The sequence below is a fragment of the Psychromonas sp. genome, assembly GCF_047632955.1.
Classification (GTDB): Bacteria; Pseudomonadota; Gammaproteobacteria; order Enterobacterales; family Psychromonadaceae; genus Psychromonas.
On record NZ_JBLIED010000011.1, the window covers coordinates 1 to 25,144 of the forward strand.

Sequence of the window (25,144 nt, forward strand, 5' to 3'; positions counted from 1 at the left end):
GATTAATTGATATTTCTTGGTTTATGCGCTCGTTAAATGAATTTATCGCGCGTAAAGCCAATGTCGAAGATAATTGCACAGGCCGCTTTTGGGAAGGGCGTTTTAAGTCACAAGCTTTGCTTGATGAACAAGCTTTGTTAACGTGCATGGCTTATGTTGATTTAAACCCCGTTAGAGCAGAAATGGCAGACAGTATTGAAACATCTGAATTTACGTCTATTTTTGAACGTATTCATGGCACATGCAGTCACGATAAAAAAAGTAACTCAACTCTAGAAGATAAACCCTTATTTGGTTTTGTTGCTGGCGAGTGTAACGCACAGCCTCAAGGGATACCTTACGCTTTAATCGATTATTTAGAGCTAGTTGATTGGACTGGCCGTGTGATTCGGGAAGATAAACGAGGCGCTATTTCAAACCAGATACCCAGTTTACTTAGCACGTTAGGTTTAGAGAGCGATACGTGGTTAGAATTATCCTGTCATTTTGGCAAAGATTACCACGGTGCAGTTGGGTCACTAGAAGAATTAGCGCAGTTTGCCGGTCATACTGGCAGGTGTTGGGTATCAGGCCAAAACAAATTACGATCTATGCTCCATTAAGCACCTTTCATTCCTAGGTAATTGAAGATTAGCAGTTAGCTAAACAGTGCTGCTGTTTTCAAAATATATTTTAGTCAAATTTAATCGTAATTCACACCATTTAAGCTGGAAATAGTTTTAAGGCTAAGATATTTGTGGTGATGCTTCGTAAAGATGAACAATGGGCTTTGTTCTACATGGCAAGTATACTCTCTGTCTAAAGATATGGCTGTCCAAGATTAGCCGGCAAGTATACTCTCTGTCTAAAGATATGGCTGTCCTCGATTAGTCTAAAGATATGGCTGTCCTCGATTAGTCGTGGCAGTTAGCTAAAGAGTGCCGTTGTTTTCAAAATATATTTTAGTTAAATTTAATCGCAATTCTCACCATTTAAGCTGGAAATCGTTTTAAGGCTAAAATATTTGTGGTGATGCTTCGTAAAGATGGACAACAGGCTGTGTTCTGCATGGCAAGTATACTCTCTGTCTAAAGATATGGCTGTCCACGATTAGCCGCCATTTAAGCTGGAAATAGTTTTAAGGCTAAGATATTTGTGGTGATGCTTCGTAAAGATGAACAATAGGTGTGTTCTACATGGCAAGTATACTCTCTGTCTAAAGATATGGCTGTCCTCGATTAGTCCTTCAAAAACATTCCCCGATTATTTTGAAAAGCTGGCTTCAGTAAGCTGTTAATCAACACTTACTAACGATAAACCCCTGCAGTGCAGGGGTTTATTATTTTTTTTCTGTTATTCCCATCCCTGTTTTTTACGATAGATCGTTGACGGACTGACATCCAGCAAGGCGGCGGCTTTGGGGATATTACCATCACAAAAGTTGATCGCAGTCTCGATTGTTTCCCGTTCGACATCCGCTAAGGCTTTGATGCTGCTAAAGGCATTATCAACTGCATTGATAACCTTAGTCTCGTTGTCAGCGAAGGGGACTATTGTGGCCTTTAGTGAACTTGACAGAGTATTTAAGGGAGCCGGCAGGTGCGCCATGGTCACTATTCGATCATTATGCAGTACCACAATATTGCGAATGACATTTTGTAATTGGCGGACATTACCCGGCCAGTTGTAGTGATCGATAAACAGCGTTTGCACCTCGGGAGAAAAGCTGCGGAAGGATTTGTTCTCTTCCTGCGAATAGCTTTTTAAAAATTCAGTGGCAATGGCAATGATGTCTTTGCCGCGTTCCCGCAGGGGAGGGAGATGCAGGGGCAAAACATGCAGGCGATAATAAAGATCTTCGCGGAAACGGCCGTTTTTAACATCATCCAGCGGATCGCGATGGGTCGCGCAGATAAAGCGCAGATCAACCGTTTCCAGTTTATTGCTGCCGACTTTTTTAAAGGTGCCTGTCTGTACAAAGCGTAATAACTTGGTCTGCAGATCCAAATCCATTTCACAAATTTCATCTAAAAATAAACTGCCGCCGTGGGCCTGCGATGCCGCGCCTTTACGTTCGGCAAACGCGCCGGTAAAAGCACCTTTCATATGTCCGAAGATTTCGCTCTCCATCAGATCGCGCGGAATAGCGGCACAGTTTATGGCAATAAACGGCTGCTTGGCACGCGGGCCTTGGGCGTGAATCGCTTCGGCGCAGACCTCTTTACCGGTGCCGCTTTCACCGGTAATAAAGACCGTTGCTTTACTCGGTGCTGCGGCATCAATAATACGGTAGACGGCCTGCATAGCCAGACTGGAGCCGATAAAACCGTGATAGTGGTCACGTTCAAAGGTATTTTGATAGTTAGTGACTAAATGCTGCAGGCGGTTGCGCTCCAGAAGATTATTCACCGAGGTTTTTAAGCGGCTGGCGGTGACCGGTTTCTCTAAAAAGTCATTAGCACCGTTGCGCATCATCTCCACGGCAACATCCACCGAGCTGTGACCGGTGATCACAATCACCGCGCAGCTAAAGTTTTCCTGTTTCATCCAATCGAGAATCGCTAAGCCGTCCATATCGGGCAGCCTGAAATCCAAAAGAATAAGATCCGGCGGACTGTTTTTTATGAAGGCCTGCATCTGCGCCCCGGTAGTGACAACCGACATTGTTATCAGTTCATTTTTCAGGTATTGCTGATATAAGCGGGCTTGCGGTGCGGAATCTTCCACGATTAAAACATTAGGTTTATCAGTCATCCATCTGTCCTGTTTTTATTATGCGAATCCCTGCTTGGCGCGTTGCGCGAGTCGCCGGAAGGATTCTTCAGCAACTTCTGCTATCAGCTGTGCCTGCTCAAATGCTTGCTGATGGGCATTCTGCTGACACAGCTGCTCAATACTGCGGGCGAGAGAGTACAGTCTAGCATTACCATGGGCAATCGCGCTGCTGCCGAGGGTGTGAGTTTCAAATTCTAAACAATTAAGGTCACGTTTTGTGATAGCTTCGGTGATTACGGCGATACGGCGCTGGCTGTCTTCGATATAAAGGGTAATTAATTCAGGGACGATTTCGGCATTGGTATCACGCACTAGATCTAACAGCACCTGTTGATCGACAAAATCCGGGTATTCATTCTCTGCGTTGGTATCGCGCAGCCGATCTCGTAACACTTGTTGATCGACAAAATCCGGGTGTTCATTCTCTGCGTTGGTATCGCGCACCAGATCTAACAGCACCTGTTGATCGACAAAATCCGAGTGTTCATTCTCTGCGTTGTGTTGCTCTTCTGCCTGAGGTTCTGCCTGAGCGCTTGGTTTTGCCCCCTTAGTCCAGCGGGCAATACAGGTTAAGGCCGCGTCGCGATTGACAGGCTTACTAAGATAATCATTCATACCCGCTTTGATAAAGCGCTCTTTATCGCCACTTAACGTATGCGCGGTGAGCGCGATAATAGGTATTTTTCTTGCTGCACTGCTCAATTTACGTATCTCACGGGTTGCTGACATGCCATCCATTTCCGGCATGGAGATATCCATCAGCACAATATCATAGGGCAGATTACGCACGGCTTCGACGGCTTCATAACCGTTAGACACGACATCAACCCGAAGTTTGGCAAACTCTAGAATACTTTTAATAACCATCTGGTTGGCCGGATTATCTTCTACAAGCAGCACGCGAATATTGGCCTGCGGCAGCTGCTGTATCTGTTCGTGAAACAGTCCCGCGCTACCGTCATCGGCTTTTGCTGTTTTTAGTTTCAGGGTAAATGTAAAGGTACTGCCTTTACCAAGCTTACTGTTTACCGCAATACTGCCCTGCATCAGCTCGCTAAGGCGTTTACAGATAGCAAGACCTAATCCGGTGCCTTCATATTTTCGCGTATGGCTCTGGTCAACCATAGTAAACTCATCAAACAGGGTATCCATATACTCCTTGGCAATGCCGATACCCGAGTCCTTCACCTGACAACGTAGCATAACGTTGTGCTGGTCGATAAAATCGACGCCGACGCGGACCTTGATCTGCCCGTGCTGGCTAAATTTAATGGCATTATTGATAAGGTTAATCAGTATTTGTTGTATTCTTGCCGAATCGCCTCTTACAAACCGCGGCAGATCCTGAGATTTTTTAAGGTTCAGTGTTAATGATTTTTTATTCGCCATGTCCACAAGCAGGGCATTACAGTTGGTCAGCAGCTGGTGCAGGTCAAAAGGGCTGTTTTCCAGCGTTAATTTATCAATATCCATCTTAGTAAAATCAAGAATATCATTGATAATGGTCAGTAACAGCTCCCCGGAATCCCGGCCTGTTTTTACCAGCTCGTGTTGCCGCGCAGTCAGTTGAGTGTCTTTAAGTAATCCAAGAATCCCCAACACTGCATTCATCGGGGTACGGATCTCGTGGCTCATGGAGGCTAAGAAACGGCTTTTTGATGCGTTACTGAGTTCGGCTTCCTTACGCGCCTGTTGCAATTTTTTCTCGTTTTCTTTTTGTTCACTGATATCAAAAAAGTGAGCAATATAGTGGCTTACCTCACCTTGATCATTTTTTACCGAGGAGATATTCAGATATTCAGGGTAGATTTCACCGTTCTTTCTTTTGTTGTAGATCTCGCCGCTCCATTCTCCATGTTCCGTGAGGCTTAACCACATCGTCTTATAATATTCCTCGGAATGCTGTCCGGAGGATAAAATACGCGGATTTTTGCCAATCACATCGTGGTTGTCGTAACCGGTAATGCGCGAGAATGCCTGGTTGGAACGGATAATAGTGCCCTGATTATCACAAATGAAGATTGCTTCACTGGATTCAAAGGTTTGCGCGGCCAGGCGTAATTCACTTTCAGCTTGTAAACGTGTTGAAATATCGCGGATAAACGCGGTGAACAGCGTGCCTTGTTCAGTCTCAATCGGGGCAATATTAATTTCAATGGGAAAATTGTGCCCGGATTTATGCTGCGCGGTGAGCTGTATGCGCTGATTTAAAACAGGTCCGAGCTTCGTTTTAAGGTATTTTTGCATGCCTTGATGATGCGCTTGACGCTGTGCAGGAGGGATAATAAATTCAGCCAGATCCTGGCCAATAATCTCATCATAGCGCCAGCCGAAAGTTGCGGCGGCGACCTTGTTGTAGTCAATCACTTTTCCATTCTCATCAATGGTAATTAAAGCGTCCAGAGAAGCGGTCAGGATCGCTTTATTTTTGGCCTCACTATGCTTAGCGATAGCGCTCATCTGTTTTTCTTTATCAACACTTTCAGTGAGCCGCTCATAGTTTTTTGCCAGATTTGCGGACATGCGGTTAAACGCCTTGGTTACTTCGGCAATCTCATCACTGCCGCGCACAGGCAGCTGCACACCCGGACCGCTATCGGTGATTTTTTCTGTGGCCAGTTTCAATTGCTGTAATTGCCGAGTCAGGTAGTTGCCGAGTATATAAGAGAATATAACCATTAAGGCAACTTCAAAACAGGCAATGGCAACAATCCAATACTTAATGTCAAAGAATAAAGATGAGATTGAATGAGTGGACATACCCAGATCAACCGTACCGTAGATGGTATTGGATTCGCTAATTTTTACTTGTGTAGCAAGCACACCACCGCTGATCACAGTAAAAAATCCCGTGGATGATGTTGAGGAATTCAGGCTACTGAGATTTCCGCCTTCGGTCAGCATATATTGATTATTGCTGATCCGTACATAAACAATCTCGGGCATATTAAGTATATCAACGACATAACTTTCCAGAGTCGCCAAATCATCAGTAAGAATGGCATTTTTGACAGATTTAGCAATAAGATGCGTTGTACTGGAAGCACGTTGCTGCAACTGTATTTGATTGGACTCATTAAGAAAGCTAATCATACTGATGATTAAGGTAATCAGTAAGATAGATTCAATAAAAGCAATGGATAAGATGGTTTTTAGGCGAAAGCTCATAGTCGGCGTTTAGTCCTTAGAAAGTTGCTGAAGTTGCAGAGCACGGATATCGTTCCAGTCGGCATCAACACCGTTTTCAAAACCGTTTATATTGATGCTTTTCAGCAACTGTTTGCCGGCGGCATCCTGCTCCATATTCAGCAGTGCGCGTTGCACTTTGAGAGTATCCTCAATAGTGACTCGCGGGTGAACGGCGATGGCATGGGGTGTATAACCCTTGGTTGTCCATAAAATGCGCAGCTGCTCACGGATCTGCGGTGCGACATTATTAAAGGTCCTTAGCACGCCACCGCCCGCAGGAAAAATGCCTTTGGCAACACTGCGGTAGACAGAATCGTGTGATGAAACATAAGTGGGCGTAAAGCTGACCTTTTGCGCGGCAAGATCCGCTTGAGTCAGTATAGTCGCAGCAAAAGCGGCGGGTGCCGGAAAGGCTAAGACACTATTTTGTAAATCAGTTAAACGGCTAATCTCACTGTTTTTAGGCACAACCATTATTCCCTTAATCTGTTTGTCCCGTTCTTTTGCTATCGATTGATAACCTGTTAATTTATTAAATACCACATAATGATAGGGATTCATATAGGCGATATCATACTCACCCGCCGCGAGGCGTTTTTCAAAGGTGGGAATATCACCGGCGGTTACAAAATGGATATCAAGGCCGCTCTGCTCACTGAGCCTTTCGGCAATCGGCGTCCATAATTTAGCCAGCGTGCTGGCGGACTGTTGCGGCACTATGGCAAAAGAAAGGGATTTCTCTGCCATACACTGCCAGGAGACAAACAGCAAAGCGATTAAATACGGTATTTTTCTCATCATACGCTCCTTAATTTTTTTGATGGGTTGCTAAAAAGCATAATGTTTCCTTGCTTAGATTATTGCCTGTTGTTTTTTATTAATATCAGAGCGTTGGCTCAATCAGTAGCAGCAGGGCATCATCGTTGGGTTGGGCGTTGGTGAGCTGATCAAACAAGCTCATTACCTGCTGCAGTGCCTCATTAATCGGCAGTTGCAGAGTACTCCGCAGTGCTGCGCTGATCTGAGTCTGCAGATCAAAGCGCGCATCATTGTCTGCTGCGGATTCAAATAACCCGTCCGTATAAAAAGCCAGTCTTTGCCCGGGTCGCACCGTGAGTTCACTGTTTTGATACTGACAATCGGCAATTAACCCCGGTAATACCCCGCCTACATCAATAGCTTGTATCTGCTCTGCGCAGATCAGCAGCGGAGCGGGATGTCCTGCACTGGCGACGCTTATTTTTCCACCTTCGGATAACTCGATCGAGCAACAGGTCAAGGTTACCTGCGCGAGCAGTTTATCGTCCATCACGTAATTGGATAGCTCGGTAAGCAGTTGTGCGGGATTACTGTCGGTCGACATCGCCTGCAGCAGCCCGTGTATATAACCGCCGCAGGCATGGGAAAAGAATTTTGCACTGTGATCATGGCCCATAATATCGGTTAACAGCAGCTGTGTCTTATGTGCAAACACTTTATGGAGCAGTAGATCGCCTCCTCCGGCACCTGTATCACGGCAGCTAACCTGCATTCTCCAACTGTTCGCTGTTTGCGGTAATTGCGGTTTTAAGGAGGCGCTGATCTTTTTATCGATGCGCTCGCCGAGCTGTGTGTGGATCTGCTGCGAACGCCCTAAAACCCGCTGTACTGTTTTAAGCAGCTGGTTTTTATTGACCGGCTTGATCAGGTAATCATCAATACCAAGATCGTTGGCCTGCTCCTGAATTAATTGATCGTCCTTGCCGGTAAGAAAAATAAACGGCAGTAATTTATGCTCGGCCTGCTGATTAATTTTTTTACGCAATGACAGACCGTTCATTTCCGGCATCTGAATATCAGAAAGCAGCAGATCAACCTGCTGCGTTGCTAATTGCTGCAGAGCGTGATGACCGTTAGCCGCGGTTAATATATTAAAAGTGTCGGACAGATAAAGCTGATAGAGTCTGGACAGGCTGGCATTATCTTCAACGATCAGTATGGTCTGCTTTTTCTGTTTCTTTGCAGATGACCAGCGCAGTCGCAGTTGATTTTGCTGCTTTCCTTGACCGGGATGATAACTGAGTTTGTCGCATTGCTCATGCAGCAAAGCGACACCACGACCGCTTTCAACCTCTTGAAATGTAAATAACAGATTATCGTCACGGTGTTCCGTGGGTGACCAGGGTGGGCTGTCATCAAAAATATCCAGCAGCCAGGCATTGCTATCACGGCTTAACTGCACCGTCAGCGCCTGTGACTTTGCATGTAAGACCAGATTGGTCAGCGCCTCTGATAAACAAAGCTGCATGCGTTGCTGGATAGCCACGTCCGGCACATGTTGCTCGATCACCTCGGTAAAGGCATGGCGTAACTGGCGGGGGGTTTGCAAGTCCGGCTGGCTTTGTGATTTTATAAGCAAAGTATGCATGGCTTAAACTTCCAAGTTGAGTAGCTGATTGTTAGTAATTAATTTTTTGAGTGGGCGGGTCAGCCAGCTGAATTTTCTAATCCGTTGTACTTCACGCAGCAATTCATCTTTTAAACAGGGATTGTCGCGGTCGTTAAAGACACAGCCTAACAGTTGCGCATTACTTGTCTTGAGCTTTGCGACCGCACTGCATACCATGGCTTCGCTGGTTTGTCCGGCAAGCACCATCAGCACAACACCATCACAAGCCGCAGCGACACGCTCGGCGGGAATATTTTGCGCATTGATGCGGTTCAGCGGCGAGGTGTCGATGATCACGCTGTCATAATGCTCCAGCCACTGTTTAATGCATTGCTCTAAGACCCCCGGCTGACGCAGTTTGATGATCTTTTCGCGGTGCAGCGGAGCGGTGACTCCGGTGACTGCAAGCTGGTGCTGCTGCGCGGTGACTAATTGCGGCACGCTTAAGATGCTAACGCTTTGTCGGTCAACCTCGGCAATATTCAAAAGATTTTTGAGCGCCGGACGATACAAATTCAAATCTACCACTAAAGTGGTATGTCCGGCCAGTAAATTACGCTCTGCCAGGGCCATCGCGAGGCTGGTCACGCCTTCTCCCGCATTGGCTGAACAAATCGCAATGGCACGCTTTTGGGCGCTGAATATCTGCGTGTAAATCTGCTCTATCTCTATATGTTGGTAAGGTATTCTCATTACAGTAGTCCTATCAATGTACCCCGCGCTATCACGAGACTGGTCATACCTTCTCCCGCATTGGCTGAACAAACAGCAATAGCGCGCTTTCGAGCGCTGAATATCTGCGAGTAAATCTGCTCTATCTGTATATGTTAGTAAGGTATTATCATTACAGTAGTCCTATCAATGTACCCAGCGCTATCGCTAGACTTGTCACGCCTTCTCCCGAATTGGCAGAACAAACCGCAATGGCGCGCTTTCGGTCGCTGAATATCTGCGTGTAAATCTGCTCTATTTCTATGTGTTGGTAAGGTATTCTCATTACAGTAGTCCTATCAAAGCACCCAGTGCGACGGCTTGAATGACGTCGGTTAAACCTTTGCGAAATTTCTCATAACCGCTTTCGCTGCGAAACGGAATATAAACGGTGTCGCCGGCGCGCAGTACCGGTAAGTCACTGAATTTAGCGTTGCGGCTGAAGTCGCTCAGATTGAAGCTGCGCGCCTGATCGCGGCAGCAAGACATATTAACGACGGTGATATTTTCGATATACGCCTCACCCTTGGTACCACCGGCCTCAGCAAGCAGATCCAAAAGCGTCATAGTGTCATCAAAGCGGTAACGTCCGGGTTTATTAACCGCACCCAGTACACGCACCGTGCTTTCTTTAGTCTGATCCAGCCACAGGCGATTCTTTTCCGGAATATAGATAGTATCGCCTGTCCTGACTAATGGCAGGATAGTGTCATCACCGGTTTCAAAATAAAGCGCCAGATCTAATTTACTGACCGGCTGGCTGCGCTTATTACGATGGTTGATGCGAATATTGCGCAAATCGGCTTTATCGGTCGGGCCGTCGGCGGCGGATAAAATATCTAAAAAACTCATCTCATCGGAAAACATATAACGCCCGGGCGCGCCCACCTGACCGAAGATATAGATAGATTTTTCTGCGGATTGGCGCACCCACTGTGCTTTGTTATCACTGGGATCCTGTGGTAAATCCTGAACCATAATAGTACTGCCCGCTTTAATCTCAGGCAGGTCACTATCGGGTCGACCATTTTTGATAAAAGCATTAAGATCAAAGTTGTGCACCTGGGGTTTGCCGTAGCTTTGCGGAATCACAATCTCAATATTATTCGTATCGGCACGTTGTGTCGGGCCACCAACGTGTGCAAGCAGATCCAGCAATGACATTTCATCGGACCATTCAATACGCCCCGGACGTACCACCGAACCGAGCACTCGCACGGCGCGGTTAGGGGTGACTTTAAGCCAGGATTTTTCATTCATATCGGTTTTTTCGGGAACAAAAATCGCATCACCGGCAAAAATATGCGGTGGTTTCATGGCATTTGTCCCTTCGGTATAAGCACTCAAATCAAAGTTAACAATACTGTTATCCGCTTTGATGATGCGTATCTGACGAGATTCTGCAAAGCGTGTCGGACCGCCGGCATTGGCTAAAATATCCATAAAACTTGCGCCATTCTTACTTTCGTAAGCACCCGGTTTGGCCACTTCTCCCATCACATAGACCATATGCGCGCCGGTTTTAATCTCTTCTTCTTGTTTGGGAATGAAAATAGTGCTGCCGGGCTGCATCTTCGGCAGGTGTTTTTGATCGCCGCTATCCAGATATTCTTTAAGATTAAACAGCGCCGGAGTGCCTTGGGTTATCACCCTGATTTTTTCAACACCAGCGTAGCGGGTCACACCGCCCGAGGCCATCAGCAGATCAACAATATCCATGCTTTTGCGATAAGCAAAACTGCCCGGACGGTTAACCTCACCGAATACTTTGATTGCCTGACTGTCATTGGCGCTATCACCGGCATTAGCCAGATCCGCGGGGTTAAACTCGACTTCCACGTTACCGGTCATCGGTGATGCCGGAATAAACAGCGCATCCATTGACTGCAGCTTCGGCAGTAGTGCGCTGTCTCCGCTGTCTAAATATTTTTTGTAGTTGAAAATACTGATCTGCTTGCCGCGAATAAGCTGCAGCCTGTCCAGTTGTGCACCGGTTCTTAGTCCGCCTGCGGCGTGAATGGCTAATTGAATGGAGGCATCGGACTGCAGAGTAAATTCGCCGGGTTGTTTTACATAACCGCGTACGCTGATAATTAACTGTTTTTTAAGCAGATAAACTTTCAGATTCGGTAAATCAAGAAACGCTTTAGCCAACTCAATACTAAGCAGTTCCTGTATTTCAGCCACCGACATTTCAGATACCTGTAGCGCACCAATTTCCGGCAGTATAATCCGGCCCTGGCGATCAACGTCAAAGGGCTCGGCAAAGGCTTTTTCACCGGGCAAAAAGATTTGCAGGAGATCGCCTTTTTGGACTTTATATTGCGGCGTTTCGCTGTGCGCCGTAAAGGGCATCAGCATAAGAAACATCAGCAGTAAAAGTTTGGTCAGTTTGAAAATATTCATCGCTTAATTACCTCTGTGCCTGATCGAGATTGATAAGTTCAATAGTGACGCGGCGATTAACCAGTCTGACTTGCGGTGCGTCACCTTTAAACAGCGGCGACTGTTCACCTTGCCCCTGGACAATGATATTACTTGGATTGAGTCCGAATATTTGCAGATAGCGCTCCACCTGCCTTGCTCTTTGCAGTGAAAGCTCGAGATTAGCGGCGTCACTGCCTGTGGCATCGGCATGACCTATGATCTGTAGCTGATAGTTGGTATAAGCACGCAGCATGCCGGCGACCTCGGCCAAATGTCCTATATATCGGGGGTTAAGCTCCGAAGAGGCAGGCACAAACTGGTTATTATTATTAAGCAGCGCATTCATTGTCTGTAACTTATCGGCACTTAATTCGTTGCTTAATTTCGCGTTTAATTCCTGGCTTTGGTTGTTAACCTGAGGATTACTTTTGTCACCGTTGGTGAGACAACTGCCCTGCAGCTGCACGTAATTGAGTCGGCGTTCTAAACGTGCCAACTGATCGCGCTGGATAATCAGATCATTAGCCGCATCGCCATCAAGTCCGCCCTGTATTTCACGGGCAATACGGTTTTGCCGGATTTGTGCTGTTTTAACGCTGGCCGGGAAGCAGATTTTTGCGCCCGCAAGCAGCAGATCATCGAAATGACGGCTGCTTAATTGTTGCTCAAAATAGAGCGCATTTTCTAATCCCATCGAGTGACTGGGCGCATTACTTAAATCATGCTCGGCTAAGCCGCCATGCCCCGGTGTGGCTTTATTTGAGCAGGCGGACGTTGATACTACAACTATTCCAAGTAATACAATAAGTAACGGTTTCATGATTAGGCCTCCCGTTTTCGATCAGAAGGGCTGATAATTGACAGCGGAATAGCGGCATCAATACGCAGTAATTTCATTAACTCTTGGGGTTGTCCCTGCACGCCTGTTATTTCCATGGTTCGGCCCTGCGCCTTGAGGCGTTTAAAAAGAAAAACAATGGCGCCTATTCCGGAAGAGTCGATAAAACTTACCTGCTCGATATCCACTACGGTATGCGCATGTGTCTGCTTGCTGAGCGCTTCCAGATTCGGGCGGATTTTGCTGCAGCCCAGCGCATCCATTTCTCCGCTTAACTGAATAATGACATTGCTGTTAATAGTCTCGATATTTTTAATATTCATGGTTAGCTCCCTTAGCTTTAGATAGATAGCATCTTTATGTCCAAGCTTATAGCAGTGATCATGCCAATTTTTATTTATTCAATATAAACAGTTACTTAAATTGAAAATGGTTTTTTAAGGGGACTTTTAAGCGTCTTTATTCGCATTATGCAAATGCTTTTGCAAAAGGGGACTGCAGCTTATGCTGGTGGAATAAAGTCATCTATACCGTCATAACAAAGTATAAAAAATTGGTCCCTCAACGGATAAATTGCGTTGCTCAATCTCTCATGCTTATAACAAGCTGCCCCATTAGCGTTTTTATGGGTGTTTAAGCCCATGAAAATAATGCTATTATTATTCATGCTCTCCTTTTATACGGTTGCTTGACAACTACCATTAAGTGATCCGCGAATGAGAGGCTGGCACTTTCGTCGGTAGTTATTATGTGTAGATAAAATAAGAGGAAATAATAGTGAAAAAATTAATAATATTAACCGTTGCTGTATTATCAATGTCAGCGTGCAGTACAAGCCCCAATAAAATCCGTACTGCTGGACCCAATCAGGTTTTTTCAAGCCAGAAAGACGCCAAAGAGGTTTCAATTTGTGTTGAAAATAAATGGTCGGCCTGGGTAAATAGATTTGATGACTGGGGGGTGGTCAAATCAGCAGAAATAGTTAACGGTTATTCTGTTTCAGCTCTCAGCTACGGCACTGATCCGGAAGATGGCTCCGGTAAAAAACCGACCACCGTGAATTACTTAGTCGATGTTGAAAATAAAGATTCAGGAAGTGTCACCAAGCTTTATCAATATTTGTCATTTACCTTTGGGGATAACCCATTTGTTAGCGCGGTAACAGAATGCCAGTAATAGCTGTCTAATCGTACTTTATTTTATTGTCGTTGTTTTCAATCACGGCGGCAATTTAGCTTCTGGAAAAAGCGTAATAATACCAAGCGCATCAAATAAATAACCAGCAGAGTGATCACCTTTTTAGTTCTTTTGGTGTTATGTAGCGGGAATAATATGGAAGTGACAAAGGTTGATATCAGGCATTTAGATGCTTTTAAAGTCTATGCGGATGAGTGTATTAATGATGGTTTAGCATTATATGACTCAGCCGAAAACGCCCATGAAGTCTATTTGAAAAAACGCATTGCTTACGCACAAGGCCGGGAACTACCCGAAGGGTGGCCGCCAATATCAATGTTCTTTTGCATTGAATCGGGGGTTATTCTTGGTGCAATTAGAATTCGCCGTGGAACAACTGATTATATTGAAAATATCATTGGCCAGATCGGTTATGAAACTTTACCGAAAGCTCGAGGCCGTGGTATAGCCACTTTTATGTTAAATTGGATGAAAAAGCATATTATGAAGGATGCCTGCATTGTCTCATGTGATGCAGACAATCTGGCGTCGCGCAAAGTCATAGAGAAAAGTGGCGGTCAATTTTTAAGCTGTTTTTATTCGCAGGAAGAGGGTAGAGAGGTTCTTCGTTACCAATTGAAACCTGCACAATAAATTGCCGGAAGCAAAGCTTAGCAATTACAGCCATCCATCGGTTTTTGGCTAGCAGCCAAACAGGCTGCTATGCTCTTCTTTTTCTTTTTCTTTTTTCTTTTTATAATTTTAGCTTTTTTAAATAACGGACGTAAACATGATTGAAAATATTGACCTCACCACTGGCATAACCACTGACCTAAACATTGACATAAACAAGGCGCAGCAACTTTTCAGCGGCAGTGATGCTTTTATTCTTAATATAGTGGCGGCGTGGTGCAGCGACTGCACGGCACAGGCTGAAAATTTACCCGCATTTGCACGGTTATTTGTGGACCGGGGAGTGCCTGTTTATCAACTTAATGTGCAGGACATTAAAAATCAATATCTGTCGGCAGAGCATCAAGCGCTGACGGTGAAACTTGGCGGGCGCGGTTATCCGCGCACGGTGTTAATGTTGAATAATAAAAGCCTTGATGCGAACAATGTCGAAATTATCAGTGGCGAGCAACTTGCCGCCTTAGCGGATAAATTTACTCTGCTATTAAATAATTCCTGACCACATAGAAAATAATCCCTCACCACTTAGTGAATAATTCCTCACCACTTAGAAAAGAACTCAGCAGCACATAATAAATAGCCGGACAGCTGTTTAATTTATCAGCGACAAGCCTCAGCGCATTCCCAGCTCGGTAATCAGCAACTGATGATCTGAACCGGGGACTCGCTGATAGTCCTTGCTGATAACCGCAAATGCAGCGCTGATCAGACAATGATCGATATAGGCGCTGCTGAGCAGACTCAGCAGCGGGTTTTTCTCGCTATAGGACCAACTGGGAATGTAGGAAAAAGCATTGTCGCTGTAGGTTAATAAACTGTTTTTCTGCAGCGCTTTAAATTGTGCCGACCAGGGAGTGGTATTGAGATCGCCGACAATAATTTTGTATTGCAGTAATGAGGCAAAGGCCTGCTCAGCAACATAGTTAAGTGTGCTGTTTCTTAACTGCCATAACTCCGCATTTCTCGGTGAGACCGGATGTAGCGTAAAGATATGCACCGGGTTGTTTGTTTTCGGACTTTGAATAATAACTTCAATAATATGGCCGCCTTGGTAGCCGAGATCATGGATTTTTTGCTCGACGATCGGCCATTTTGAAAACAGCGCTAAATCTCCGTTCGAAGAGTCGCTAATAAAGTAGGGATAAGCCTGCTTTAAGGTGGTTATTTTTTGTCGCTGATCATTACCCACTTCCTGCAGTACCAATAGATCAAAATCAGCAGCATTAAGCCTTGATAATAGCGGTTCAAGATGCGGATTTTGATAGTGTATATTAAGTTGCGCAATTTTTAATGATGGCGCAGTCAGCACTTCGGTATTAGCGGCATAAGAAGCTGGACGCTGCAGATAAATCACGGTTATCAGCAGCACAGTTAACATCCCGAAATACTTTTTTGCCTTTTTTATATTAAAGGCCAGCAGCACAAGGGCTGCCACACTCCATTGCAGTTGCAGGCTGCTGAGATTATCAAGCCACCAGGTGGTTGTTTCTATTGGCAAAAACGGCAGTATAAGTACCAGCAGCACCATTAGGTTAAGCAGGTAACTCATTGTATTACTAAAATAAATTTTGAGGTGTTGATTGCCTTTAGCCATTACATTTAATCACCGTTAGAACGGTTCTAAAAACGATCATTAGATCGGTTTTTATCCATGACAGCGGCTGGCTGATGGCTAAGGAGTAGGCATGGTCATAGGCGAGTTTTTCATCAATATTATTGACGCTGCCCTGATAACTTTGATTGATCTGCGCCAGTCCGGTTAATCCGGGTAATACGTCGTAGGTTCTTTCGCTAAAAAACGGGCGGTTTTTTTCTATTTCGCTGCTTAACTCCGGACGCTCCGGTCTCGGGCCTATCACCGACATCTCACCTTTTAAGACATTGATCAACTGCGGCGTTTCATCAAGGCGTGTTTTGCGCAAAAAACGGCCGGCGCGGGTGATGCGCGGATCGTATTGCGTCGCCAGCAAAGCGACACCGTCAGCTTCAGCATCTGTGCGCATGGTTCTGAATTTAATAATGCTGAATGTGCCGTTATGGCCCTCTTTAGATCTCCCTAAACGGATTTGCCTGTAAAAAATCGGGCCGGCGCTGTCCATTTTGATGGCAAGCGCAAGCAATGGCAGCAAGGGAATCAGCAGCAATATTAAGCTGATTGAAAAAACCAGGTCAAATAACCGTTTGCCGTATTTCACCAGCGGATGAATATAGCTGGCTGTATTATCGTTATAAACCTTATGGTTGTGGGTGTTAGCGTTATTCATAATCTTATCCTTGTTACATCTGTTGTTAACTGTTGTTTTTTTTCCAATGGCCTTTATCGAGGCGCAATAGATAACGTAGTGTGCCAATCAAACCCGCGATATGTCCGCCGACAAGATAAGCGAGCAGCCTGCATAGTTTGTGGCTGTTAACCGGTTTGCATAATAATTCCCAGCCGGCCACTGAATAGGCGCCAATCTGCAGGCCGGCTAAGAGCATAAAAAGCGTAGATTCAAAGGCCAGTAATAGACTGCCGAGCAATGCGATAATCATCAAAAACGGCATCATCACCCGCAGTCCTTTCCCGGAGATAAAGGCAAAGGCGATTCCGCCATGACGCGGCAAAAAAAGATTCTTTAATCTCAGCAGTTGCTGAAAATTACCTGCTGCGATGCGTCGGCGGCGCTGCCTGTCCTGACTGTCGTTAGATTTTTCCAGCTCCAGTGCGGTAATATTCTGTTCATAATCGGCGCGATAACCGGCGGCCACAATTTTCATCGGCAGAATAAAATCATCATTGATGGTATCAGCCGCTAAAGGGGTAAACAGTGCTCGGCGGAAAACATAAAAAGCACCATGCGCGCCCAGTGTTGAGCCTAAAGCTGCTTCGCTGGATTTGATCTGACTCTGGTAATCCCAATAGGTTTGTTCACCGAGAGAGCCTGGTGATAACAACCGGTAGTGGCCATTAAGTACGCCAATCTTTGAATCTTTAAAGCGCTCAGCCGCAATTAACAGGGCGTCAATAGAAAGCAGGGCAGAAGTATCGCTCAGAGCAACCAGATCGCAGTTTAGATCGGCAATCAGAGTGTTCAGCAGCGCGACTTTACCGCGGTTTTCAGTGAAATTAATGATTTCTATGTCAAGCTGCTGACATTCTACTTCTGCTGCGGTTTGCACGGCAATTTCGTAGGTATTGTCCGAGCAGCCGTCACAGCCGATAAGCACGCGTAAACGGCTGCTCGGGTAATCCAGGGCCGCCATATTACGAACTTTTTCAGCAATCCACTGCTGCTCGTTATAGGCGGGAATAACCATGGTTATCCTTGGCAGGGTATTATCTGCCGCTGAATCAGTGTAGTGGCGTGCACCTGTAAAAGGCGCTTTATTGGGACGGCGTTTGCTTACCCAGCGCAAAATTAGCGGATAGCCAACATGATGATAAATAACTAACAACCCGCTGATTAAGGTCAGGGTTAGCAGGGCGAAATTATTCATAACAGGCTCCTTTAATCTCGTTAGGGCGGCGTAAATCGGCATAGGCTTTGGCCATCACGCGCACATCACCATGCTGTTGTACATAAGCACGCGGTTTAACGTTGCCTGGAGAACGGAGCATTTTTAGTAGCGTTTTTGCCATCAGATCGCGGTTATTAGCAGGAATAAATTTTCCGCTGTGCGGGCAAAGGGTCTCTTTTGATCCCCCTACATCGGTGACCAGAGTGACAATATTGCACGCCTGCGCTTCCAGCGGCGAGAGCGGCAGGCCTTCCGCTAAGGAGGGCAGACAAAACACATCCAGTGCCTGATAAAAAGTTGGCATAGTGTCGATATGTCCGAGAAAATGGACTCGCTCCTGCAAGCCGAGTTGCTCTGTTAACTGCCGTAATTTTTTTTCCGTTGAGCCGCTTCCGGCCAGTGCCAGGTGTGCCGTTAAGGGCAGTTTATGCAAGGCATGCAGCAGTAACGCCTGTCCTTTAACTTCTTCCATGCGTCCGCTGCAGCCAATAATCTGTACTTTTGCCGGTAGCTTAAGCTGTGCCCGCGCAAGCAGTTTATCGCCGGGCAGAAAATATTCGCTGTCGATACCGTTGCGGATCACTCGGATTGGTCGTTTATATTGCAGCTGCTGGCGCATGCTATCTGCGACCGTCTGTGCATCGGCAACCAATAGCGGGCGCAGTAGTTTGATAGCAAAGCGCTGTAGCATTCTGCGTTTAAAGGCATCGAGGTGCCAGGCATCGTGCTCGGTATGAATAAGCTCTTTAACGCCTGCGATACGCGCTGCTAATCCGGCGTATAAAAGTGGCCCGATATGGTGACTATGTACACATTGTGCGGCATTTTCTTTGATAACACGGATCAGTTTTTTCACCGTTGACGGGCAAAGCCCGGGTTGTTTATCAAGAAAGATCAGTTGCTTGCGAAATGCGATCAGCCTTGGCCATGCAGCCAGTGCACTCTCGAGCTCTCCTTCAAGGCTGACAATCAGTATATTTTCATTGGCCTCGGCAAAGCTGCACAGATCCAGCGATAAGGTTTCTATGCCCCCCGGGCGCAGATGCTGCACAACTTGAATAACGGTGTTCATAACACTTCTCCTGAATCTGCTCTGATAAAAGGGATGCGGCTCAGCACCGGTACACCGGTTAGGGTTTGTAGTTGATCTCTGCGGCGCAGGCGGCTGTCACTGACTTCCAGTACCACGGCCAGCCCGCAGCCGAGAAATAATCCACCCAGAAAGCCGCTGATAATAAATAGCAGTAAGGGTTTATTGGTTGGCGCTGTTGGAGTAAACGGACGATCAATTATTTTGACGCGTTTATCCTGCTCAAAGACTCCTAATGATGCAGTGATATTGGCTTTTTCAAAGCGCAGTAAAATATCGTCATAGAGATCCCTTTTTATCGATAGCTCGCGTTGCAGTTTGGCCAGCGTGCTGGCATTTTCACCGTAGCCGGACATCTGTATCTGCAGCGTCTCTATCATATTATTTAAGCTTTTGATCTCCTCACGCAGACCGTCTACTCTGGATCTGGTTTGCTGCATATCATCCAGCTGGGAGATAAGTAACGGCTGCTGCTTGGGATCATCGCTGCGTGAATAAGTGCTACCGATGACCCACAGTTTTTCCAGGCTGATATTGTCATCGCCGCCGGCAATAAGCTGTTGCCGCTCTTTTTCCAGACGCTGCAGCTTTCTTAATGCGCCGAGTACAGAGCTGTGCTGGTCCGTATAACGGGCGCGCAGCAGTGCCATCTCTCCTTGCAGACGGATGATTTTTTCTTCGATCAGACCGACAATAGGATTACTTTTAGAGAGCTGCTGACTCAGTCCGCCAAGACTGCGGCTGGCACCGGCCATTTCTGCCTCACGTTCGCTGAGGCGCTCCTTTAGTTTTGACAGATGGGCAATGTTGCCGAGGTGCAGCTCCGGCAGCTCGGTGGCATGCTGATCAATAAATTGTGCGATAGCCAGCTCGGCTTTATCGAGCTCCGTTTGCCGGCTGTGCAGATGCTCCGCTAAAAATTGAGTGGAATCGGTCATCGATGAGCGCTCCGGTGCCAGTACCTGCTCAATAAATTGTTGGCTGACCGATTGCAGCATCTCTTTCATGCCCTGCGGATTACCGGCCTGGTAATCAATCCGGATAAGATCTTTACCGAGCATATTAATACTCAGTGCATTAGAAAGCTGAGCAATCACTTGGTCATGTTCCTGCGCTGTGGTTTGGTCGTTAACCAAGCCTATTTCCAGGGCAACTGTTCCCAAAATATGACGGCTATGAAGCAGGGTTTTCAGGGCGCTGATTCGTTCTTTAAGCATTGCAGAAACCGCTAAATCTGCTAAAAACGGATTAAGCTTTGCAGTTTCCTGAATCAGCATACTGGTGTGTGAAGCATAGTGTTTAGGGCTTAATGCGCTGATCACCACCCCGAAGATAGGGAAGATCAGGATCGGGATAAGAATGGCGTAACGTCGCCGCCAGGCGCCATCGAGTATTAAATACACTCGGGTATGCAGACTGTTCATAGTTTCTCCAACCAGCTGTCAACCAACTTCGCCCGTGCAGCCCAGCTGTGTGCGCTGACTTGCTTGCGTGATAACCGGGTGAAATCCGGCTGTGCGCCAAGATGTTCACTGGCGCGCAGGGCTTCGACCATGGCGTCGCTGCTATCGGCAATCTGCACTAAACCTGCCTGGTGAAGCTGCTGTACTGCCGGAAAGGAAGTGCTGATAATCGGCTTTCCTGCGGCCAGATATTCCTTTAGTTTAAGGGGATTACAGGCGCGGATTTGGGCATTATCAATAAACGGCAGCAGGGCAGCAGTCCAGTGCTGACTGTATGAGGGCAGCGCCTGATGCGGCCGTTCACCAAGCAGGGTGACATTTTTAAAAGCGCTTAATGAGCTGATATCAATGACCGCCTTACCGATAAACACAAAGTGCCAGTCGGGCATTTGGGCAATGGTTTTGCACAACAGTTGAAGATTCAACCACTGTGAAATACTGCCGTAAAAACCGGCAATAAAACGCCCGTCATTAGGCAAGTCCGCGGCACGCGCAACCGGGGTTGCAAACAGCGAATAATCAACGCCGTGAGTTAACAGCTGTGTGCGTGATGGGTTGCTGCGCTCTGCAAGCAGCTCGCTGGAAGCGATAATAAGATTCGCTTTGTTTAATAATTGCTGTTCACGTTTAGCTACCGTGTGGTGATCTACGCCGGCTAAACCGCTAAAGTCATCACCGCAGTAATAGACAACCGCTGACTCATTCAACCGGCCGACCATATCCACTGCGGTAGGCAGAGATATCCACAGAACCGGCGCCTGCAGCTGCGCTTTTTTAAGCACTGGTTTTATCTGTGCACCGAGCAACTGCACGGCTATCCAGCGTCCCAGTGCGCTGCGCGGCGCCGGAAGCGTGAAGGGATAAACGATATGAAAATTGCTGCTGTTGTTGGTTGTTGTTAACTGCATTTCTTGATCACGACCCAGATCGCGGGCCAGCAGTTTATGCCATACCCGTTTGAAATCGCGTAAACCTAAAGTGGGGCGGCGTAAACCAATTGAGTTTATCCACACCACTTTTCGGGTTGCACTGAGCTGTTTAACCAGGTGCTGGGTGCTGCTCGGTAAGCCGCCCCAGTCTTCGCCAAAGACAATCAAATCATGGTGCATGTTATTTATCCCCGCTAGGTTTAAGCGCTCGAATCACTCGCGCGGGAATACCGCCGGCCAGTACCATTGCCGGAATATCCTTGGTGACCACACTGCCGGCTGCGATAATACTGCCGTGACCGATACGGACGCCGGCTGTGACTGTCACGCCGGTTGCCAGCCAGACATCTTTTTCTAAAATAATATCACCCACCTGGCAGTCGGTTTCCGGCAGCCCTTGTGCTCTCGCCTGCGCATTCATCGGGTGACCCGGATAACCGGCCAGCAAGGTCCGGCCAGCAATGCGCACATTGTCAGCAATGACCACGCGAGATCCCACCGCAATGGTGGTCATCCAGCCGATATCGACATTATTGCCGATCATTAACTGCGGCTGGGTGGCCGTGCTGCTGCGGCCGCTAAAGGTGCTTTGCCCTGAAACGCGGCAGTTATCGCCAATTTCAATCGATAGCGGGCCGCTAATATAAGGTAACCCACCATAGAGGTTAAGATGACGGCCCATTTTCTGCAGGCGCCCTTTAAACAGCGGCGTCCAGAAAAATAATCGAGTAAAGGTTGAAAACAGGGTGCGCATAAAAACATACAGGCCATAAAAGGCGCGGCATAACAGTTGCGGTACGGGCAGCTCGAAATTAAGCAGTGCTTTAAGCTGTGCAAAAAGTTTTTTAGCCACAGGATGTTTGCTGTTTTTCAGCCATTGTTTAGTTTGATTTAGGGTGCTTATTTTCATTTCTGCAGACTCCACTGTTATTTTATGTATGGAGTAAAGCAAAAATCAAGCCACTGTTTAAATTGTCTTTTGAATCAAATTGTTATATTTATAAAGCATTTTTTAAGCTGTATTTTCAGGTGGATTTTAAAAGATATTCGCAAAATGCAATTAAGCCTTTTTTGTCGTTGAAAAAGTTGTCGAGATTGTTGTTGAGTCAGTTGTCGAGGTTGTTGTTGATAGAGTTGTCGAGGGAGTTGACAGGTAGCGCGCATTCCATTGTGCTATCGCCACCACCAAGGCTGCCAGAATGTAGATTGGCCAGGTGAACCCCTGCGTGAGGAAGGTCGCGGAGACCATAGTGCCGACCAGCCCTGAAAAAACAGCTTGTGAGGCGGCGTGTATCGCCGGGTGAACCCTGCACAGGTTGTGCTCAATTTCTCGTAAGCTGCGCAGTGCGCTTTTAAGCAGTGAGGAAATAGTCATAATAAATACCACTAAACCGAGAAACCCGGTTTCGGCAAGCACGCCGAACCAGGTGCTGTGCACGGCATGATTAAGCCCGTCCCAATGCGGGCTGTAGTAGTAATAATTGGAATAAAAATTATTTAGCCCGACGCCGCTAAAGGGGTTGTGAAGGGCCATTCCAAAGGCCGCTTCCCAGGCGTATAAACGGCCCATTGCCGAGGCATCAATACCGGCTTCTGCCGCGCCGCCGGAAGCGCGATCGGAGATTCCGGCAAACAGAAAAAGTGCGCAGCCGGCGAGCAGTGCAACGCTGAAAAACAGTGTTTTAGATTGAATTCGGCGATAGCCGTAAACCGAAAAAATCGCCAGCATACCGAGCAGGCCTCCCCGGCTTTGGGTGGCGATAATGGCTAAACAGAGGATAACGATGCTCAGAAAACCGAGCAGTTTTGTCGGGCGTGGCAGATTGGGCGTCATTATTAAACTGCCGGCAAAGGCCACGGGAAACATCAGCACCAGCGCCAGATCGTTGGGATCGCCCAAAACAGAGCCGAAGTCACGGCCGATGGTCACGCGCGTGCCTTCGACCAGGCCAATACCCTGAATCTGATTGGACAGTGCGACTATCCCCACTAACATGCCAAAAAAGGTAATAAGCAATGATGCCAGGGAAAAATCTTTTGCACTGCGCGACAGCCAGGCAATCGCAAAGGTCATGATGATAATCTTCCAGTAGATGCCTTTAAAGTATTCGATGGCGACCGGGCGGTTACTTGCCAGCAGCACGCCAACTGTTACCAATACAAAAAACACACTCAGGGTGGTGAGCTCCGGCCGCCAGTAAATTTTGACCTTAGCGGATAAGCAGACATGCCAAAATAAGGCACCGAGCGAGGCTAATGACAGCAGTAGCGGTATTTTGAAGTTGTAAATCTGTGGAAAAACCTCATGAATACGGAAAAAGGAGAAGATAACAAACAGCAGCACAAAAAAGAACGGCTGGCGCAGCACCGTAAAAATCGCCAATGGCAGCAGGCCGAAGGCGATAATGATTACCGGATGGGCGACAAAGTTCCACGCCAGAGCGATTAGCAGACAGAGCAATAAAGAGATGCACAGGATCAGCTTAATCTGTCTGTCAGGACGGTTATGCAAAGCTTTCATTGACTGACTACCTTTTGCTTTAGCTTAAACGGCAGGTTGAGCAACTCCAGGTAGTGCGCGGCGCCCAAAAGTGTTCCGCTGGCTGCAAGGATCAACAGGCTTAATTGTCCTAAATGCTCAGTCTGCGAGCCTAGTGCAAGCCAGATAAAGGCCAGTAAAGCCATTTTAAGGAGATTGCTAATCGGGTAGTTGAGCTTTAAAAAATATTGACTGACCTGGTAAAACAGCAGCAGACGGATAAATTGTGCAATCAATAAAGAGAAAATAACTCCCCAGACCTGATAAAGGGGGGTTAACAGCAGCATGCAGGCGATGCCTACCAGCGCGCTAAAGAGATTGATAATAAACTGGCTGTTGGTGGTTTTACCGCTAAAACAGCCGATATTAAACAGTTCAACGAGCTCTTTTAATAACATGATCAGCACCAGCGCCACTGCATATTCGCCGGCGACTATATAACTTTCCGGTAACAGGTAAGCGATCAGGGCGGGAGAGATCAGGGCGACTAATGTTGCAATCAGGATAGCCAATGCGCCGCCCATTGCCGTAAAGCGGGCGACTTTTTGCGCGCCGCCATTTTCACTGAGCACCGCAAAACGGCGCGGTGACCACCACATGCCAAAGGGCTGCAGTAACAGTACCGTTGCCAGTGCAAATTTTGCGGCGATAGAAAAGTCAGCCACATCGGCTAAGCTGCTGTATTCGGCTAAAACCCAGCGATCCAGTCCGTTGAGGGCAAAAGCAACCAGCCCGCTGGCGACAATCGGCAGGCTGTAGATAAAGGCACTCCGCCCGGTTTTGACGCTGAAAGCTAAGCCGGTATCGCGTATCTGCCAGTAGCAGAGCAGCACGGTTTGGATCACAGCGGCGATTAATCCCGCTTCTAAAATGCCGGCTACTCCGCGTTGCAGAGACAGAAAAATAACCACCAGCACGGCCTGAATAAATGCCCGTCCAAAGCTTGCAATAAAAAAGCTCATGGCGCGATTTTTAATCCGCAACCAGCCCAGTGGTACCGCGATACAACCCTCCAGTGCCAAAACCGCTAACAGCAGACGCACTTCATAGGTTGAGGGGTTGCCCGGTATCCATGCGGCAATAGTCGCTGCTGCAAACCAGCCGATAATAAGCGCCGGAACTGCAATCAGTAAGGTTAAGCTGAAAATTTGCGCGCCGACTTTAGCGCGCTGCTGCTCATTTTTAGCGCTGCCGATAAAGCGGAACAGGGTATCTTCCATGCCCATACCGACTAAAATACTGCCGATAATTGCCAGGCTGCTGATCACCTCCAAGCGTCCGAATTCACTGTTGCTCAGGTGTTGTGCGATAAAGGGCAGCATCAATAGAGATATGCCTTTCATCATTGCGATACTGATCCCGTAAAGCATGCTTTGCCGAAAGCCGCTGCTTAGTTGCAGTTTCAT

Annotated in this window: 22 protein-coding genes; 4 read left to right on the forward strand and 18 right to left on the reverse strand. The window is 47.0% G+C overall.

The annotated features are described in order from the left end of the window. Nucleotides 1-602 (forward strand): hypothetical protein (locus ACJAZP_RS08905; RefSeq protein WP_415230389.1); only part of this gene is annotated, 602 nt, incomplete at its 5' end. A 730-nt stretch (nt 603-1,332) separates the two neighbouring features. Here ACJAZP_RS08905 and ACJAZP_RS08910 read toward each other — a convergent pair. From ACJAZP_RS08910 to ACJAZP_RS08950, 9 genes are all read right to left on the reverse strand, one after another. Continuing rightward, on the reverse strand, nt 1,333-2,733 hold the full coding sequence (locus ACJAZP_RS08910) for a sigma-54-dependent transcriptional regulator (protein WP_415230390.1): 1,401 nt from the start codon (nt 2,731-2,733) through the stop codon (nt 1,333-1,335). Nucleotides 2,734-2,751: 18 nt separating this feature from the next. Beyond that, nucleotides 2,752-5,922, reverse strand: a complete 3,171-nt coding sequence (locus ACJAZP_RS08915; protein WP_415230391.1) for a PAS domain S-box protein — start codon at nt 5,920-5,922, stop codon at nt 2,752-2,754. Between the two features lie 9 nt (nt 5,923-5,931). Further along, the gene (locus ACJAZP_RS08920; RefSeq protein ID WP_415230392.1) at nt 5,932-6,741 is read right to left on the reverse strand and encodes a phosphate/phosphite/phosphonate ABC transporter substrate-binding protein; all 810 of its coding nucleotides are present in this window, start codon (nt 6,739-6,741) and stop codon (nt 5,932-5,934) included. 85 nt (nt 6,742-6,826) lie between these two features. Next, a complete protein-coding gene (locus ACJAZP_RS08925; protein ID WP_415230393.1) occupies nt 6,827-8,350 on the reverse strand; it encodes a SpoIIE family protein phosphatase in 1,524 nt (507 codons plus the stop codon). A gap of 3 nt (nt 8,351-8,353) precedes the next feature. Continuing rightward, on the reverse strand, nt 8,354-9,064 hold the full coding sequence (locus tag ACJAZP_RS08930; protein ID WP_415230394.1) for a hypothetical protein: 711 nt from the start codon (nt 9,062-9,064) through the stop codon (nt 8,354-8,356). A gap of 151 nt (nt 9,065-9,215) precedes the next feature. Continuing rightward, on the reverse strand, nt 9,216-9,368 hold the full coding sequence (locus tag ACJAZP_RS08935; RefSeq protein WP_415230395.1) for a hypothetical protein: 153 nt from the start codon (nt 9,366-9,368) through the stop codon (nt 9,216-9,218). Beyond that, on the reverse strand, nt 9,368-11,488 hold the full coding sequence (locus ACJAZP_RS08940) for an SLBB domain-containing protein (RefSeq protein WP_415230396.1): 2,121 nt from the start codon (nt 11,486-11,488) through the stop codon (nt 9,368-9,370). The genes ACJAZP_RS08935 and ACJAZP_RS08940 overlap by 1 nt, the downstream gene beginning before the upstream one ends. Nucleotides 11,489-11,495: 7 nt before the next feature. Next, nucleotides 11,496-12,329 carry an OmpA family protein gene (locus tag ACJAZP_RS08945; RefSeq protein WP_415230397.1) on the reverse strand — a complete coding sequence of 278 codons (834 nt, stop codon included), beginning with the start codon at nt 12,327-12,329 and terminating at the stop codon, nt 11,496-11,498. A 2-nt stretch (nt 12,330-12,331) separates the two neighbouring features. Further along, nucleotides 12,332-12,670 (reverse strand): STAS domain-containing protein, encoded by a 339-nt coding sequence (locus ACJAZP_RS08950; protein ID WP_415230398.1) that lies wholly within the window; start codon nt 12,668-12,670, stop codon nt 12,332-12,334. A 454-nt stretch (nt 12,671-13,124) separates the two neighbouring features. On the opposite strand from ACJAZP_RS08950, the gene ACJAZP_RS08955 reads away from it, so the two are divergent. The 3 genes from ACJAZP_RS08955 (at nt 13,125) to ACJAZP_RS08965 (ending at nt 14,715) form a co-directional block, all read left to right on the forward strand. Next, the gene (locus ACJAZP_RS08955; protein ID WP_415230399.1) at nt 13,125-13,523 is read left to right on the forward strand and encodes a hypothetical protein; all 399 of its coding nucleotides are present in this window, start codon (nt 13,125-13,127) and stop codon (nt 13,521-13,523) included. A 156-nt stretch (nt 13,524-13,679) separates the two neighbouring features. Then, nucleotides 13,680-14,177 carry a GNAT family N-acetyltransferase gene (locus tag ACJAZP_RS08960; RefSeq protein ID WP_415230400.1) on the forward strand — a complete coding sequence of 166 codons (498 nt, stop codon included), beginning with the start codon at nt 13,680-13,682 and terminating at the stop codon, nt 14,175-14,177. Nucleotides 14,178-14,313: 136 nt separating this feature from the next. After that, nucleotides 14,314-14,715, forward strand: coding sequence for a peroxiredoxin family protein (locus tag ACJAZP_RS08965; RefSeq protein ID WP_415230401.1), 402 nt, complete (start codon nt 14,314-14,316; stop codon nt 14,713-14,715). Between the two features lie 114 nt (nt 14,716-14,829). Here ACJAZP_RS08965 and ACJAZP_RS08970 read toward each other — a convergent pair whose 3' ends face one another. The 9 genes from ACJAZP_RS08970 to ACJAZP_RS09010 form a co-directional block, all read right to left on the reverse strand. Next, nucleotides 14,830-15,810 (reverse strand): endonuclease/exonuclease/phosphatase family protein, encoded by a 981-nt coding sequence (locus ACJAZP_RS08970; RefSeq protein WP_415230402.1) that lies wholly within the window; start codon nt 15,808-15,810, stop codon nt 14,830-14,832. Then, entirely contained in the window at nt 15,803-16,480 is a 678-nt protein-coding gene (locus tag ACJAZP_RS08975; protein ID WP_415230403.1) for a sugar transferase, read from the reverse strand. Before ACJAZP_RS08975 ends, ACJAZP_RS08970 begins: the two co-directional genes overlap by 8 nt. A 25-nt stretch (nt 16,481-16,505) precedes the next feature. Then, entirely contained in the window at nt 16,506-17,696 is a 1,191-nt protein-coding gene (locus ACJAZP_RS08980) for a glycosyltransferase family 2 protein (protein ID WP_415230404.1), read from the reverse strand. Beyond that, nucleotides 17,689-18,789, reverse strand: a complete 1,101-nt coding sequence (locus ACJAZP_RS08985) for a glycosyltransferase (protein WP_415230405.1) — start codon at nt 18,787-18,789, stop codon at nt 17,689-17,691. Before ACJAZP_RS08985 ends, ACJAZP_RS08980 begins: the two co-directional genes overlap by 8 nt. Beyond that, entirely contained in the window at nt 18,786-20,231 is a 1,446-nt protein-coding gene (locus ACJAZP_RS08990; RefSeq protein WP_415230406.1) for a chain-length determining protein, read from the reverse strand. Before ACJAZP_RS08990 ends, ACJAZP_RS08985 begins: the two co-directional genes overlap by 4 nt. Beyond that, on the reverse strand, nt 20,228-21,379 hold the full coding sequence (locus tag ACJAZP_RS08995) for a glycosyltransferase (protein ID WP_415230407.1): 1,152 nt from the start codon (nt 21,377-21,379) through the stop codon (nt 20,228-20,230). Before ACJAZP_RS08995 ends, ACJAZP_RS08990 begins: the two co-directional genes overlap by 4 nt. 1 nt (nt 21,380) lies before the next feature. Beyond that, entirely contained in the window at nt 21,381-22,109 is a 729-nt protein-coding gene (locus ACJAZP_RS09000) for an acyltransferase (RefSeq protein WP_415230408.1), read from the reverse strand. A gap of 150 nt (nt 22,110-22,259) precedes the next feature. Then, the gene (locus ACJAZP_RS09005) at nt 22,260-23,720 is read right to left on the reverse strand and encodes an O-antigen ligase family protein (RefSeq protein ID WP_415230409.1); all 1,461 of its coding nucleotides are present in this window, start codon (nt 23,718-23,720) and stop codon (nt 22,260-22,262) included. Beyond that, complete coding sequence (locus ACJAZP_RS09010) at nt 23,717-25,144, reverse strand: lipopolysaccharide biosynthesis protein (protein ID WP_415230410.1); 1,428 nt, start codon at nt 25,142-25,144, stop codon at nt 23,717-23,719. The genes ACJAZP_RS09005 and ACJAZP_RS09010 overlap by 4 nt, the downstream gene beginning before the upstream one ends.

Bases quoted from the DNA above. Each gene is read 5' to 3' on its own strand.
- ACJAZP_RS08920 (WP_415230392.1), bottom strand. From the start codon at position 6,741: ATGAGAAAAATACCGTATTTAATCGCTTTGCTGTTTGTCTCCTGGCAG.
- ACJAZP_RS08965 (WP_415230401.1), top strand. From the start codon at position 14,314: ATGATTGAAAATATTGACCTCACCACTGGCATAACCACTGACCTAAAC.
- ACJAZP_RS08925 (WP_415230393.1), bottom strand. From the start codon at position 8,350: ATGCATACTTTGCTTATAAAATCACAAAGCCAGCCGGACTTGCAAACC.
- ACJAZP_RS09010 (WP_415230410.1), bottom strand. From the start codon at position 25,144: ATGAAACTGCAACTAAGCAGCGGCTTTCGGCAAAGCATGCTTTACGGG.
- ACJAZP_RS08985 (WP_415230405.1), bottom strand. From the start codon at position 18,789: ATGAACACCGTTATTCAAGTTGTGCAGCATCTGCGCCCGGGGGGCATA.
- ACJAZP_RS08930 (WP_415230394.1), bottom strand. From the start codon at position 9,064: ATGAGAATACCTTACCAACATATAGAGATAGAGCAGATTTACACGCAG.
- ACJAZP_RS08995 (WP_415230407.1), bottom strand. From the start codon at position 21,379: ATGCACCATGATTTGATTGTCTTTGGCGAAGACTGGGGCGGCTTACCG.
- ACJAZP_RS08945 (WP_415230397.1), bottom strand. From the start codon at position 12,329: ATGAAACCGTTACTTATTGTATTACTTGGAATAGTTGTAGTATCAACG.
- ACJAZP_RS08960 (WP_415230400.1), top strand. From the start codon at position 13,680: ATGGAAGTGACAAAGGTTGATATCAGGCATTTAGATGCTTTTAAAGTC.
- ACJAZP_RS08940 (WP_415230396.1), bottom strand. From the start codon at position 11,488: ATGAATATTTTCAAACTGACCAAACTTTTACTGCTGATGTTTCTTATG.
- ACJAZP_RS08935 (WP_415230395.1), bottom strand. From the start codon at position 9,368: ATGAGAATACCTTACCAACACATAGAAATAGAGCAGATTTACACGCAG.
- ACJAZP_RS08970 (WP_415230402.1), bottom strand. From the start codon at position 15,810: ATGGCTAAAGGCAATCAACACCTCAAAATTTATTTTAGTAATACAATG.
- ACJAZP_RS08980 (WP_415230404.1), bottom strand. From the start codon at position 17,696: ATGAATAATTTCGCCCTGCTAACCCTGACCTTAATCAGCGGGTTGTTA.
- ACJAZP_RS08910 (WP_415230390.1), bottom strand. From the start codon at position 2,733: ATGACTGATAAACCTAATGTTTTAATCGTGGAAGATTCCGCACCGCAA.
- ACJAZP_RS08915 (WP_415230391.1), bottom strand. From the start codon at position 5,922: ATGAGCTTTCGCCTAAAAACCATCTTATCCATTGCTTTTATTGAATCT.
- ACJAZP_RS08975 (WP_415230403.1), bottom strand. From the start codon at position 16,480: ATGAATAACGCTAACACCCACAACCATAAGGTTTATAACGATAATACA.
- ACJAZP_RS08990 (WP_415230406.1), bottom strand. From the start codon at position 20,231: ATGAACAGTCTGCATACCCGAGTGTATTTAATACTCGATGGCGCCTGG.
- ACJAZP_RS09000 (WP_415230408.1), bottom strand. From the start codon at position 22,109: ATGAAAATAAGCACCCTAAATCAAACTAAACAATGGCTGAAAAACAGC.
- ACJAZP_RS09005 (WP_415230409.1), bottom strand. From the start codon at position 23,720: ATGAAAGCTTTGCATAACCGTCCTGACAGACAGATTAAGCTGATCCTG.
- ACJAZP_RS08950 (WP_415230398.1), bottom strand. From the start codon at position 12,670: ATGAATATTAAAAATATCGAGACTATTAACAGCAATGTCATTATTCAG.